Source organism: Rhodococcus sp. Ni2 (assembly GCF_021352185.1).
Taxonomy (GTDB): domain Bacteria; phylum Actinomycetota; class Actinomycetes; order Mycobacteriales; family Mycobacteriaceae; genus Rhodococcus_F; species Rhodococcus_F qingshengii.
In genome coordinates this window covers 1,847,105-1,860,185 of sequence record NZ_WOXZ01000002.1, presented here as the reverse complement: position 1 = coordinate 1,860,185, position 13,081 = coordinate 1,847,105, and the positions used below count along the sequence as shown (strand labels likewise).

The window sequence follows — 13,081 nt, the reverse complement described above, 5'->3', positions numbered from 1 at the left end:
CTCCGACATTCGAAGCGGTTCGCCCCAGCTGTGAAGTTCGGGTTCTGATCATGCCGATCCCCGAATTCATTGTTGCACTGCGCGAGAAGGTCGGTCATGCGCCGCTCTGGCTGTCCGGAGTGAGCGTCGTGATCCGCGACGACGACGGTCGGGTCCTGCTCACCCGCCGCGCCGACAACGGTCAGTGGGCCGTCGTGTCCGGCGTTCTCGAGCCTGGGGAGGAACCGTCGGCGGCGGCGGTGCGCGAGGCGAAGGAAGAAACCGGCGTCGACGCCGAATTGGTTCGGATCACGAGTGTCGATGTCACAGAGCCCATTACGTACCCCAACGGCGACGTGACTCAGTACCTCGACGTGTGTTTCCTGGCCAGGTGGACCGGCGGAGCTGCACACGTGGCGGACGACGAAAACCTCGAGGTCGCGTGGTTCGCGCCGAGCGAACTGCCTTCGGACATGACGGAAACCTCGCGCCTGCGCCTCGCAAAAGCGTTGCTGGACAAGCCGGAAGCGTGGTTTCAGCGCTAGCCCGCTCTCAATACACGGCCGAAGCCCGATTCCCGCGTGTGCAGGAGTCGGGCTTCGGTGTGTAGGTCGCTCTCTAGAAATCCCAGTCGTCGTCTTCGGTGTTGACGGCTTTGCCGATGACGTAGGAGCTACCCGAGCCGGAGAAGAAGTCGTGATTCTCGTCCGCATTCGGTGAAAGTGCCGACAGGATAGCCGGATTGACGTCCGTCTCGTCCTTCGGGAAAAGGCCTTCGTAGCCGAGATTGTTGAGCGCCTTGTTGGCGTTGTAGCGCAGGAACTTCTTGACATCCTCGGTCAGACCGACCCCGTCGTAGAGGTCCTGGGTGTAGTCGACCTCGTTCTCGTAGAGCTCGAAGAGCAACTCGAACGTGTAGTTCTTGAGCTCTTCACGCTCGGCCTCGGTGAGCTGTTCGAGGCCCTTCTGGTACTTGTAGCCGATGTAGTACCCGTGCACGGCCTCGTCGCGGATGATGAGGCGGATGAGGTCTGCGGTGTTGGTGAGCTTGGCTCGCGAGGACCAGTACATCGGCAGGTAGAAGCCGGAGTAGAAGAGGAAGCTCTCGAGGAGCGTCGATGCGACCTTGCGCTTGAGCGGCGACTCGCCGTTGTAGTAGTCGAGAACGATCTGCGCCTTGCGCTGCAGGTTGGGGTTCTCCTCCGACCAGCGGAACGCGTCGTCGATGTCGGGGGTGGAGCACAGCGTCGAGAAGATCGAGCTGTAGCTCTTCGCGTGCACCGATTCCATGAAGGCGATGTTGGTGTACACCGCTTCTTCGTGGGGAGTGATCGCGTCCGGGATGAGGCTGACGGCGCCGACCGTTCCCTGGATGGTGTCGAGCAGCGTCAGGCCCGTGAAGACGCGCATGGTGAGCTGCTGCTCCTGCGCGGTCAGCGTTCCCCAGGACGGGATGTCGTTGGAGACCGGCACCTTTTCGGGCAGCCAGAAGTTGCTGACGAGGCGATCCCATACCTCGGCGTCCTTCTCGTCCTGGACGCGATTCCAGTTGATGGCGGAAACGCGACTGACCAGCTTGACCATAATTCCTACCTAGCGAGAGAGATACTGCCGAATGTTGGCTTGCCTGAACACTACCCGTTGTGTCGGGTCCGCGATGCCAACACAACAACATGTGTCGCACGCGCCCCTCCACGAGTACAAAAAATGTGATATCAATTAAATATCACTTACCGATGGAAAGCGAGTCTCGCATGACCAGCACACCCACCGTGGCCGAGAAACCGACCGGTGTCGCCACCACAACGATCGCCGAACGCCCAGGCTGGGACCTGTCCGGCAGCTGGATGCTCCTCGGCGGCGTCCTTCTCTTCCTGGCCGGAATCGCGCTGTCCGTCGTTGGCGGAGTTCTGGGACTCTTCGCCCTGATTCCGGTCGGAGTGGTGCTGTTCATCGCGTCACTCCCCCTCCTGATGGGCCTGACCTTGGTGCAACCTAATCAAGCCCGAGTTCTGCAACTTCTCGGAAGCTCGTACAGCGGCACCTTGCGCACGCCGGGACTGCGATGGACAAACCCGCTGACGGTCCGTCGATCGATCTCGACGCGCATCCGAAACCATGAGACCGGTCAGGCGAAAGTGAACGACGCCGACGGCAATCCCATCGAGATCTCGGCGGTGGTCGTCTGGCAGGTGGCCGACACAGCGCTCGCCTCGTTCCAGGTGGACGATTACGAGGAGTTCGTCTCCGTACAGACCGAGGCGGCCGTCCGCCATATCGCCGGTAGCTACCCGTACGACGCCGAAGGCCGAGTCTCGTTGCGCGAGAACGCCGATATCATCACCACCACCTTGTCGGAGGAGGTTCACGCCCGCGTACGTGCTGCGGGTGTCGAAGTTATCGAGACACGCATCAACCGGCTCTCGTATGCACCCGAAATCGCCAGCGCGATGCTTCGGCGCCAGCAAGCGGGTGCAGTGATCGCCGCCCGCAAGCAAATCGTCGAAGGTGCGGTGCCCATGGTCGACATGGCACTCAAGCAGCTCGAGGAAAAGCACGTCGTCGAACTCGACGAGGAACGCAAGGCCACGATGATCAGTAACCTTCTGGTCGTGCTGTGCGGCGACCGCGACGCACAACCGGTGCTCAACACCGGTTCGCTCTACCAGTAAAGGAAAGGCCACATGGCCACGGATCCAGCTCCGCGATCCGAGCGTAAGAAGATCCTTCTTCGGTTGGACCCAGCGGTGCACGACGCGCTTGCCCGCTGGGCCGCCGACGATCTCCGAAGTACCAACGCCCAGATCGAGTTTCTCCTTCGGCGCGCACTCACCGAGCACGGTCGAATGCCGAAGAACGCCGGCAAGATGCACGGTCCCGGCCGCCCGCCGGCCTGATACCCCTGTGCGCCTTTTTGGTAGTAACCACTACCGAAAAGGCGCACGGGGGCGGAGCCCTCTACAGCATGCAGGAAACGCAGCCCTCGACCTCGGTGCCTTCGAGTGCCATCTGACGCAGACGGATGTAGTACAGCGTCTTGATGCCCTTACGCCACGCGTAGATCTGCGCCTTGTTGATGTCGCGGGTGGTTGCGGTGTCCTTGAAGAACAGCGTCAGCGACAGGCCCTGGTCGACGTGTTGCGTTGCGGCAGCATAGGTGTCGACGATCTTCTCGTACCCGATTTCGTAGGCATCCTGGTAGTACTCCAGGTTGTCGTTGGTCAGGTAGGGCGCCGGGTAGTAGACGCGGCCGATCTTGCCTTCCTTGCGGATCTCGATCTTCGACGCCACCGGGTGGATGGAGCTGGTGGAGTAGTTGATGTACGAGATCGAGCCGGTCGGCGGGACGGCCTGAAGGTTCTGGTTGTAGATACCGTGCTTCTGAACCGAAGCCTTCAGCTCACGCCAGTCGTCCTGAGTGGGGATGTGCAGCTTCGCATCGGCGAAGAGTCCGCGAACCTTGTCGGTTGCCGGCTCCCAAGCCTGATCGGTGTACTTGTCGAAGAATTCACCCGAGGCGTACTTCGACTCCGGGAAACCCTTGAAGTACGAGCCGCGCTCGATGGCGATCTTGTTCGACGCACGCAGTGCGTGGAAGAGCACGGTGTAGAAGTAGATGTTCGTGAAGTCGATGCCTTCTTCGCTGCCGTAGAAGATCCGCTCACGAGCGAGGTATCCGTGCAGGTTCATCTGACCGAGGCCGATGGCGTGAGAGTCGTTGTTGCCCTGCTCGATCGACGGCACCGAGTAGATGTGCGTCTGGTCGGACACTGCCGTCAATCCGCGGATCGACACTTCGATGGTCTTGGCGAAGTCGGGCGAGTCCATGGTCTTCGCGATGTTCAGCGAACCCAGGTTGCAGGAGATGTCCTTGCCGACCTTCGAGTAGGACAGGTCGTCGTTGAACAGTGAAGGCGTCGAAACCTGCAGGATCTCCGAGCACAGGTTCGAGTGCGTGATCTTGCCCTCGATCGGGTTTGCCCGGTTCACCGTGTCCTCGAACATGATGTAGGGGTAGCCCGATTCGAACTGCAATTCGGCGACGGTCTGGAAGAACTCGCGAGCTTTGATCTTGGACTTGCGAATTCGCTTGTCGTCGACCATCTCGTAGTACTTCTCGGAGACGTTGATGTCGGAGAACGGAACTCCGTAGATGCGCTCGACGTCGTACGGCGAGAACAGGTACATGTCCTCGTTCTTCTTCGCCAGTTCGAACGTGATGTCCGGGATCACGACGCCGAGTGAGAGCGTCTTGATACGGATCTTCTCGTCGGCGTTCTCACGCTTGGTGTCGAGGAACCGGTAGATGTCGGGGTGGTGCGCATGCAGGTACACAGCACCGGCGCCCTGACGCGCACCCAACTGGTTGGCGTAGGAGAACGAGTCCTCGAGAAGCTTCATGATCGGGATGACACCCGAACTCTGGTTCTCGATCTTCTTGATCGGGGCGCCGTGCTCACGAACGTTGGTGAGCAGCAGAGCAACTCCGCCACCGCGCTTGGACAGCTGCAGTGCCGAGTTGATGGAGCGACCGATGGACTCCATGTTGTCTTCGATACGAAGCAGGAAGCAGGACACGGGCTCACCGCGCTGCTTCTTACCCGAGTTCAGGAACGTCGGGGTGGCGGGCTGGAAGCGTCCGGCGATGATCTCGTCGACGAGTTCGACGGCCAGGTCTTCGTTGCCTGCGGCCAGGGTGAGCGCAACCATGCAGACACGATCTTCGAAACGCTCGAGGTAGCGCTTACCGTCGAAGGTCTTGAGCGTGTAGGAGGTGTAGTACTTGAATGCACCCAGGAACGTCGGGAAGCGGAACTTCTTGGCGTACGCGTGATCGATCAGGAACTTCACGAAAGTACGTGAGTACTGATCGAGAACCTCGGGCTCGTAATAGTTTTCCTCGACGAGGTAGTCCAGCTTCTCGTCGAGGTTGTGGAAGAACACGGTGTTCTGGTTGACGTGCTGCAAGAAGTACTGACGGGCTGCAGCGACATCCATCTCGAACTGGATCTCACCGTTGGCGCCGTACAGGTTGAGCATGGCGTTGAGTGCGTGGTAGTCGAGACCGTTGGTGGAATCGCCGCCGCGCGCATCACGCTCTACGCTTCCTGCCGCGATCGTGTCAGTGATGGTTGGCGCCACTGCCCGTGCTCCTTCTCTGTTTCGAGATGATTCCAGAACTCCCCCAAGCCTTCTCGTACCCGGTCGACGTCCTCGGCAGTGCCCATGAGTTCGAACCGGTACAGAAAAGGAACGTGGCATTTCTGGGAAATGATGTTTCCTGCATAGCAAAAGGACTCACCGAAATTGGTGTTTCCCGCCGCGATCACTGCTCTGATCAACGACCTGTTGTGTGGATTGTTCAAAAAACGAATGACCGGCTTCGGTACATAACTGGTGTCGCGCCCTGTCACGGTGACCCCGCCACCATAGGTGGGCAGAATCAGCACATAGGGCTCGTCTACACGAAATGAGCCGTCACGGTCATGGATAGGTATACGTGTCGCAGGCAGGCCGAGACGTTGAACGAATCGGTGGGTGTTCTCCGACACGCTGGAAAAATAGACCAGCGAAGTCATCGGTTGTCACCATTTTCTTGTACGGTGCCCGGAACTACTCAGATGTGTCGGCGGAGGTGTCCACCGCCGACACTGCGGCGCTTCAAGCAGCGACGGTCAGGGTCTTGATGCGATCGGGACGGAAGCCCGACCAGTGATCTTCACCGGCAACCACGATGGGTGCCTGGAGGTACCCGAGAGCCATGACGTAGTCGCGGGCTTCGGCATCCTCGGTGATGTCGATGACGTTGTATTCGAGACCGGCCTTGTCCAGGGCGCGGTAGGTGGCATTGCACTGAACGCAAGCGGGCTTGGTGTAGACGGTGATGCTCATGAGAGTCCCTCTTTCGCTTAGCCAACAAAGGCCGATGTAGTGATGTTCAGCACCGATACGACCGATTGCCGGAGTCTCGCTCGAGGCGTTCCGCGTTGTGGTCTCTCAGTGCTCAAGACACTACACCTAGTGGCCGACAGAAACACATAACGCGAGATGTTGTGAGTCACATCGTTGGAATTCCCAGGTCGCCCCAGTTCAGCGCCTTCATTTCCCGGCGCGTCGGCGTGTCGCGCGTCACAGTTTCTTTTTGTGCTCGCCAGCCTCTGGGAGCCGCGCCACGGACCTACCATGAGCGTCGTGGAAACACCCCCGAAGGACGAGGCTCCACGCCACGAGGCAACCGTGACGAGAACACAGCAGGTGACACCGTTGATGCGCAGAATCACCTTCGGCGGGGAGGGCCTGAGCGACTTCGAGACGAGTGGTAGCCCGGACGAACGGGTGCTCGTCAGATTCCCCCTCGATCCCCCTCACGCCCGTAGTTACACGGTCCGGCGCTGGCAGCCGTCGAAGAACGAACTGGAGATCGACTTCGTTCTCCACGGCCACGGCGGCGCGGCACTCTGGGCCGCGACTGCGCAACCGGGCGAGACCGTTCACCTCTCGACGGCGAGCGGGTGGTTCACGCCGCCGGCAGGTTGCGACTGGCTGCTGATGGTCGCCGATCACGCCGCTCTGCCCGCGATCGGGCGAATTCTCGAAGAAGCACCCGACGGTCTACCGATCCACGTCATCGCGCAGGTACCCGCGCCGAGTGAACAGCAGACGTTCACGACGCGCGCCCACGCTCACTACCGATGGATCGAGGAATCGGACTCGCTGCTCGCCGAATTGGCCGGCGCTCCCCTGCCCCCCGGCGAGGGCTACATCTGGTGTGCAGTCGAGGCCGCGGCCGCCAGACGCATCCGCACTCACCTGCGTCGAACATGGGAAATCCCGGCAACCCGCATGCACGTGATGGGTTACTGGCGGGAGGACAAGGAGAACTGGGAGCGTCGGTACGCCGCCGTCGCCGACCGTATCGATGCTGCGATGGGCGAAGCGATGATGGCCGGCAAGGATTTCGAGTCGGTTCGGGACGCGGTCGACGACGCGATGGAACGCGAAGGGCTCTAGCGCGCATACGAGTGAGGACCACACCTTCCGGCATGGCCCTCACTCGTGAAACGGATTACGCGTTGACGAGCTGCTTGCCAGCGTCGACGAGGTCGGAGACGACCTTGGAGACCTGAGCGAGCACCTCTGCGTTCTCACGCGGGTGCAGCTCACCGAACAGTGCGCCGGTTCCACCGATGCTCAGTGCAGTGTCCTCGACGACCTTGCCGCCGGCGATACGGACCGCCTTGGTGGTGTCTTCGTGTGCCCACTTGGCGCCGTTGCCGCTGGGCGAAGCGCTGATGACTGCGACAGCCTTGTCCTTGACTGCACCGACACCGTACGGACGCGAGATCCAGTCGATGGCGTTCTTCAGAACTGCGGGAATGGTGCCGTTGTACTCGGGGGTGACGAGCAGGAACGCGTCCGCGTCGCTCGCAGCGGAGCGCAGTGCGTCGACAGCGGGGATGGAAGCACCCTCGACGTCGATGTCTTCGTTGTAGAAGGGGACGTCGGCGAGGCCTTCGAAGACCGTCAGCGTGGCACCCTCGGGTGCGGCGGACACAGCTGTCTCGGCAAGCTGGCGGTTGACGGATCCGGCGCGCAGGCTGCCGACGAGAACGAGAACATTGGTCTGTGACATAGCGAGTTTCCTTCGAGAGTGGTGCGGTTGGTGGCTCCGGTTGAAAGTTATATCAACTAAACGGACCGCGGTCCACTTACATTCCCCGGCCCTGTAACCTGATCCCGTGAGCGCAATCCCCCTCCCCCAGATCGGCGCGGCGCCGGTCGAGCGCGGTGACGCAGCACGTAACCGCGTACTTCTGCTCGACGCCGCAGCCCTCCTCGTTGCCGAGCGAGGTGTCGACGCGGTGACGATGGACGCTGTCGCGTGCCGGGCCGGTGTGGGCAAGGGCACAGTTTTTCGGCGCTTCGGCAATCGATCGGGACTGATGCAGGCACTGCTCGATCACACCGAGCGAGAACTGCAGCAGGCATTCATGTTCGGCCCCCCACCGTTGGGTCCGGGCGCGCCGCCGATCGAGCGCCTCATCGCGTTCGGACGAGCCCGGATTGCCATGGTGGAAGTACAGGGCGAAGTCCTCCGAGCTGCGGAAAACGCTCCTGAATACCGCTTCGGCGGTCCGGCCCGGGCTCTCGGCATCGCTCACGTCATCGGGCTTCTTCGAGGAGCCGGCGTCGAGGGCGACCTCGATCTGCTCGCTTCAGCACTGTTGGCACCGCTCGAAGCGTCGCTCGTCCTTCATCAGGTGCGCGATCTCGGGATGACCACCGAGCGCCTGGCGGCCGGCTGGGAAGACCTTGCCCGGCGCGTTACTCGATGTTGACTCCCCAGATCCGTCCCACCACTTAATGTGAGCCCATGCGCATCGCTGCAGCCGTCATCGGCCTCCTGACCATCGCCGCGGTAAGTGGTTGCTCCGCTTCGTCCGACTCCCCCGAAGACAAGACGGATCCCTCCGGTCGTGTGTTCATCTCGACCTCCGTGGATGGAACACAAATTCCCGGCGGCGGCCCGCTGACTCTCGACTTCAGCCAGGCCGGTCGAGTGTCCGCGAGCGCCGGATGCAACACGGCAAACGGTTCGGTCGAGTTCAACGACGGCACGCTGACCACCGGCACCATGGCGTCGACCATGATGGGCTGCCCTCCCGGCATCGCCGAGTCCGACTCCTGGACAACAACATTGCTGACCGCCGCGCCGGCGTGGAGCCTCGACGGCGACACCCTCGTCCTGACATCGAAGGACGCCACAGTCACCCTGCAGGACAAGAAAATCGTCACGCCGGATCGACCGCTGCAGGGCACGACGTGGACTGTCACGTCCCTCATCAGTCCCGATGCGATCAGTACGAGCCTGGCTCTGGAGACGTCAGCTCCCGAACTGACGATTGCCGCAGACGGTTCGGTCAGCGGGAGCACCGGATGCAATCGCATGACCGGAAGCGCCCAGACGTCCGACACCACAGTCACGTTCACGCCGATGGCAACCACGCGTATGGCTTGCCCCGAGGAGAACATGGACATCGAGCGCCAGATCCTGGCGGTGCTCGACGGCGAAGTGAGCTACACCGTCGACGCCGACACGCTGACCCTGCGCAAGCCCGACGACACCGGATTGATACTGACTGCGCAGGCTTGACCAGACGCTGCAGGCTCGATCAGACGTTGTCGAGCAGCCAGCGCCCCAACTCGCGGGCGCTGGCATCGGTCATCGCGGGCCAGTCCAAGGCCGAGTCGTCCGCGTGATCGCTGACGTGTTTGACGAGTCGGCAGGTAGCACCCGCAGCCTGCGCGGCGAATGCGATGGCAAATCCCTCCATGTCGACCAGATCGGCTCGCTGCGCAAGGGCGTCCCGGGTTGCAGCGTCGGCGATGAATGCGTCGCCGGTCGCCAACACCGAGTCGTCACCGCCGGCGAGCACCAAACGGTCCGCGACGTCGTGCCCCAGCGCTCGGATCGCGGTGCTGCTGATGTCGTGATTGATGACGACGCCGGGAACATAGAGGCCGCCGTGGTGCGCGTGCAGCGCACCGGCTGTCCCGATGTTGACGACCAGCGGCAGATCATCCCGCTCGTACCGCGCGAGAGCAGAGGCGACTGCTGTTGCAGCACTGACCTTTCCAATCCCCGTGATCAGCAGTTCGTATCCTTGCGGCACGTATGCCGCTTCCGACTTCGTCGCACTGACCACCAGAACGTTGTTCGCACTCATGTGCGCGACCGTACCGCCCCGGATACGGTGGCACTGCACGCGCCTGCTCACATCGCTAGAGTCCATTCATGGCCACACTGCGTGAAAGCATCATCGAAGAACTCGGCACAAAGCCGACAATCGACGCCGCAGCGGAGGTTCGCGCGCGAGTCCAGTTCCTGAAGGACTACGTGCGCTCGACCCCCGCCAAAGGGTTCGTTCTGGGAATCAGCGGCGGTCAGGACAGCACGCTCGCCGGAGCCCTCGCCCAACGCGCGGTCACGGAACTTCGTGAAGAAGGCCACGAGGCCGAGTTCGTCGCCGTTCGACTCCCCTATGGCGCTCAGGCTGACGAATCCGACGCTCAGATCGCGCTCGGCTTCATCAAGCCGGACCGCTCTCTCACGGTCAACGTCAAGCCTGGCGCCGACGCGACGGCCCGTGAGGCCTCCGAGGCGTTGGGGAACGGCGAACTACGCGACTTCGTCCGCGGCAACATCAAGGCGCGCGAACGAATGGTCATCCAGTATGCGATTGCCGGTCAGCTCGGCTACCTCGTGATCGGTACCGACCACGCCGCAGAAGCGATTACCGGCTTCTTCACGAAATTCGGTGACGGCGGTGTCGACATCACGCCGCTCACCGGCTTGAGCAAACGCCAGGGCGCTGCATTGCTGCAGGAATTGGGCGCACCCGAGAGCACGTGGCGCAAGGTGCCGACCGCCGACCTCGAGGACGACCGACCCGCGCTACCCGACGAAGTTGCCCTCGGCGTCACGTACTCACAGATAGACGACTACCTCGAAGGAAAGGACGTTTCCTCCGAGGTAGCCGAGAAGCTCGAGAAGATGTTCACCAACACTCGTCACAAGCGCACGGTGCCGGTCACACCCCTCGATGACTGGTGGAAGTAACTCCTACCAGAGCTCTTACCAGCGACTAGCTACCGAACAGGCTGCCGAAGACGTCGCCCAGCGAACCCGTTCCCGAAGCCGGATCCTTCTTCGCGAAGTTGGTGGTGCATCCGTTGAACTGCACTGCATCGACCAGCGTCGACGTGGCGGCGGAACCGGTGCCCACACTGACGCCGTAGTGGTCGACTACCGCGTTCGGGTTCGCGGCGACGATGTCAGCCAAAGGCACTGACACGCGGTCCTTGGCGCCGTCGATGTTCTGAGTGCTCCACCACACGCCCTTCTGGATATCCGCGTGAACGCCGCCGTCAGCCGTCGGCGTCGCGTCGGGTCCCGGGACCCACACCAGGGTGGTGAATCCGTTCTCGAACTTTCCGCCGGTCGTTCCGGTGAGGCGGAGCTGGAATGCCGCAGTCGGCGTGGCGGCGCGCTCGGCAAAGCCGATCGCCTTGTCGACTGCGTCGGACAACTTGATACCGCCGGCCGAATGGTAGGAAACCGAACGATCGCCGGTACCGTCGACGGCCAGCTTCAGTGAACCGTCCTTGTCGAGAACGTTGTCGGCCGAGTACGACGCGGTCTGATCCTTCTCGTCGGTGAACGGGATGCCCCACCCGTTCGGCGTCGCTTCGGTGGACAGGGTCGAGCACGAGGCTTCCGGCGCAGAAGAGCCGAGAGAACCGGTGGACGGAAGCGCAGTAGCAATTGCCGGAGCGGTGAGTGCAGCTGCCCCGAGGAGCGCTACGACGACTCCGACACGGCGCGTGGAATTAATCGACATTGAAATACCTTTCACATAACCCGAGTGGAATTGCGCCAAAATTAACACATGTCGACAATTACCAACAGCGAAGGTATTTCTTTTGTCATCCAAACAGATGACAATTCACCTTGGCAATTCGAAGTGCATTCGCTCCCCCAAAAGTAGGAGAAACTAAACAAAACGACCAATGCTGGACAATTGACCAACAATGGAGAAAACGGAGATAGATGCCACTTGAGCTGGAGTGATCAAGATATAAATATTTGGACCGGCAAACCGAAAAAGGACAATACGTCGGCAGCCCACAAATAGCTACGCCGGCAATTCTCGGACTAGCCTCCAGCGAAAGGCGGAAGAATATCGACAGCGCTACCGGAGGCTCGAGAGACGTCGCGGGTCAAATCGTCACCGACGAGGAAAGCCGAGACCGACAGCACTCGCTCCATCTCCGGTCCGTATCGCCCGACCAGCACCGCCACCAACTCGGCAAGTGTGTTGTCAGGCGAGATGGCGACTACCTCGCTACGGCAACCGGATACATCCGCTGCAGCAGCAAAGTAACGAACCGAGATCGAATGCGGATCAGCCACCAATCGCTCCCATACTTCTTTCCGGCGGAACGAAGTCCGCGGCGTCGATGCCGTGCCCAGCCCACTTGTTCCACATCGCACCGCGCCACAAATCCGCTAGTTCGTCGTCACTTGCTCCGGCCCTGAGCGCGGCACGCAGATCAACTTCACGGTCACTGAACAGACATGACCGAATTGTTCCCTCTGCGGTCATTCGCGTCCGATCGCATTCACTGCAGAACGAGCGGGTCACGGAAGCGATGATCCCTACCGTCATCGTGGTCCCGTCGACACGCCATTCTTCGGCAGGAGCCGACGGATCTTCACGGCCGATTGCTTCCAATTCGAAACGGCTTTCCAAAACGGACAACAATTCAGCCGCGGTCACCATGTTCTCGCGTGCCCAAGCATGGTCTGCGTCCAGAGGCATTTGCTCGATAAAGCGCAATTCGACGCCGGCTTCGAGGCACCACTGCAAAAGATCCGCCGCGCCGTGGAGCGTTTCACGCATCAGCACCGCATTGATCTTCAGTGGCGCGAGCCCGGCCGCAGCTGCCGCTCGAATTCCCGCGAGAACGGACGGCAACCTGTCTCGACGCGTCAATTCAGCGAAATGGGCGCGATCAACCGAATCCAGGGAAACATTCACGCGGGTCAAACCAGCTGCAGCCAGCTTTGCGGCACGATGTTCGAGCCCAACGGCGTTGGTAGTCATGGAAAGTGGAATTCCTGGCACGCGCGCGGCGCACCCCCCGATGATCTTTTCGAGGTCACTACGCATCAGCGGTTCCCCGCCGGTGAATCTCACCTCGCGAATACCGACTCGTTCGACGCCGATTCCGACTACTCGAATGATCTCGTCGGCACTCAGAAGATCTTCCGCAGCGATGGCCGGCAAGCCTTCCTCCGGCATGCAATACGTGCAACGAAGTGAACACTTCTCGGTGATCGAGACTCGCAGATCTCTGGCAACACGCCCGAACCTGTCGACCAGGAGATCCGTCTCGGGACGACCGGCGAGGGAGGCAGCGTCGAACCGCACGGTGGGAATTCCCATCGAGACCACTGTCATCACTTCACCAACTTCCGTATTGCTCCAGTATGACCGAAAGCCGTACTCCGTGTGTCGGACGGACCACACCGCCTAGG

General features: G+C 61.3%; 16 protein-coding genes. 7 read left to right on the top strand and 9 right to left on the bottom strand.

The window, feature by feature from the left end; all coding sequences use genetic code 11:
• The first annotated feature begins 50 nt into the window (after positions 1 to 50).
• Positions 51 to 524, top strand: coding sequence for an NUDIX domain-containing protein (locus GN300_RS22255; protein ID WP_063316599.1), 474 nt, complete (start codon positions 51 to 53; stop codon positions 522 to 524).
• Positions 525 to 597: 73 nt separating this feature from the next.
• On the opposite strand, the gene nrdF is transcribed toward GN300_RS22255, so the two are convergent.
• Entirely contained in the window at positions 598 to 1,563 is a 966-nt protein-coding gene (gene nrdF, locus GN300_RS22250) for a class 1b ribonucleoside-diphosphate reductase subunit beta (RefSeq protein ID WP_003944744.1), read from the bottom strand.
• 170 nt (positions 1,564 to 1,733) lie between these two features.
• Here nrdF and GN300_RS22245 point away from each other — a divergent pair, with 170 nt between their 5' ends.
• Both GN300_RS22245 and GN300_RS22240 read left to right on the top strand, forming a co-directional pair.
• Entirely contained in the window at positions 1,734 to 2,651 is a 918-nt protein-coding gene (locus GN300_RS22245; protein ID WP_063316600.1) for an SPFH domain-containing protein, read from the top strand.
• A gap of 12 nt (positions 2,652 to 2,663) precedes the next feature.
• Entirely contained in the window at positions 2,664 to 2,876 is a 213-nt protein-coding gene (locus GN300_RS22240) for a hypothetical protein (protein WP_003944723.1), read from the top strand.
• Between the two features lie 61 nt (positions 2,877 to 2,937).
• Here GN300_RS22240 and nrdE read toward each other — a convergent pair whose 3' ends face one another.
• The 3 genes from nrdE to nrdH all read right to left on the bottom strand — a co-directional run bounded on the left by nrdE (position 2,938) and on the right by nrdH (position 5,871).
• Positions 2,938 to 5,121 carry a class 1b ribonucleoside-diphosphate reductase subunit alpha gene (gene nrdE / locus GN300_RS22235; protein WP_003944756.1) on the bottom strand — a complete coding sequence of 728 codons (2,184 nt, stop codon included), beginning with the start codon at positions 5,119 to 5,121 and terminating at the stop codon, positions 2,938 to 2,940.
• On the bottom strand, positions 5,079 to 5,558 hold the full coding sequence (nrdI, locus tag GN300_RS22230) for a class Ib ribonucleoside-diphosphate reductase assembly flavoprotein NrdI (RefSeq protein WP_003944767.1): 480 nt from the start codon (positions 5,556 to 5,558) through the stop codon (positions 5,079 to 5,081). Before nrdI ends, nrdE begins: the two co-directional genes overlap by 43 nt.
• A gap of 82 nt (positions 5,559 to 5,640) precedes the next feature.
• Entirely contained in the window at positions 5,641 to 5,871 is a 231-nt protein-coding gene (gene nrdH, locus GN300_RS22225) for a glutaredoxin-like protein NrdH (RefSeq protein ID WP_003944717.1), read from the bottom strand.
• A gap of 291 nt (positions 5,872 to 6,162) precedes the next feature.
• Between nrdH and GN300_RS22220 the strand changes: the two genes are divergently transcribed.
• On the top strand, positions 6,163 to 6,990 hold the full coding sequence (locus GN300_RS22220; protein WP_063316601.1) for a siderophore-interacting protein: 828 nt from the start codon (positions 6,163 to 6,165) through the stop codon (positions 6,988 to 6,990).
• 55 nt (positions 6,991 to 7,045) lie between these two features.
• Here the strand turns inward: GN300_RS22220 and GN300_RS22215 are convergent, their stop codons facing one another.
• A complete protein-coding gene (locus GN300_RS22215) occupies positions 7,046 to 7,612 on the bottom strand; it encodes an NAD(P)H-dependent oxidoreductase (protein WP_030534957.1) in 567 nt (188 codons plus the stop codon).
• Positions 7,613 to 7,718: 106 nt separating this feature from the next.
• Here GN300_RS22215 and GN300_RS22210 point away from each other — a divergent pair, with 106 nt between their 5' ends.
• Together GN300_RS22210 and GN300_RS22205 are read left to right on the top strand one after the other, a co-directional pair.
• Positions 7,719 to 8,318 (top strand): TetR/AcrR family transcriptional regulator, encoded by a 600-nt coding sequence (locus GN300_RS22210; RefSeq protein ID WP_003944690.1) that lies wholly within the window; start codon positions 7,719 to 7,721, stop codon positions 8,316 to 8,318.
• Between the two features lie 35 nt (positions 8,319 to 8,353).
• Positions 8,354 to 9,133 carry an META domain-containing protein gene (locus GN300_RS22205; RefSeq protein ID WP_007736061.1) on the top strand — a complete coding sequence of 260 codons (780 nt, stop codon included), beginning with the start codon at positions 8,354 to 8,356 and terminating at the stop codon, positions 9,131 to 9,133.
• A 19-nt stretch (positions 9,134 to 9,152) separates the two neighbouring features.
• Here the strand turns inward: GN300_RS22205 and GN300_RS22200 are convergent, their stop codons facing one another.
• Entirely contained in the window at positions 9,153 to 9,707 is a 555-nt protein-coding gene (locus GN300_RS22200; protein ID WP_063316743.1) for a nucleosidase, read from the bottom strand.
• A 68-nt stretch (positions 9,708 to 9,775) separates the two neighbouring features.
• On the opposite strand from GN300_RS22200, the gene nadE reads away from it, so the two are divergent.
• Positions 9,776 to 10,600, top strand: coding sequence for an ammonia-dependent NAD(+) synthetase (gene nadE / locus GN300_RS22195; RefSeq protein ID WP_003944695.1), 825 nt, complete (start codon positions 9,776 to 9,778; stop codon positions 10,598 to 10,600).
• 25 nt (positions 10,601 to 10,625) lie between these two features.
• Here nadE and GN300_RS22190 read toward each other — a convergent pair whose 3' ends face one another.
• From GN300_RS22190 to moaA, 3 genes are all read right to left on the bottom strand, one after another.
• Positions 10,626 to 11,381, bottom strand: a complete 756-nt coding sequence (locus GN300_RS22190; RefSeq protein ID WP_063316602.1) for a hypothetical protein — start codon at positions 11,379 to 11,381, stop codon at positions 10,626 to 10,628.
• Between the two features lie 314 nt (positions 11,382 to 11,695).
• Positions 11,696 to 11,953, bottom strand: coding sequence for a MoaD/ThiS family protein (locus tag GN300_RS22185; RefSeq protein ID WP_063316603.1), 258 nt, complete (start codon positions 11,951 to 11,953; stop codon positions 11,696 to 11,698).
• The gene (moaA, locus tag GN300_RS22180) at positions 11,946 to 13,004 is read right to left on the bottom strand and encodes a GTP 3',8-cyclase MoaA (RefSeq protein WP_063316604.1); all 1,059 of its coding nucleotides are present in this window, start codon (positions 13,002 to 13,004) and stop codon (positions 11,946 to 11,948) included. The genes GN300_RS22185 and moaA overlap by 8 nt, the downstream gene beginning before the upstream one ends.
• Between the last annotated feature and the right edge of the window lie 77 nt (positions 13,005 to 13,081).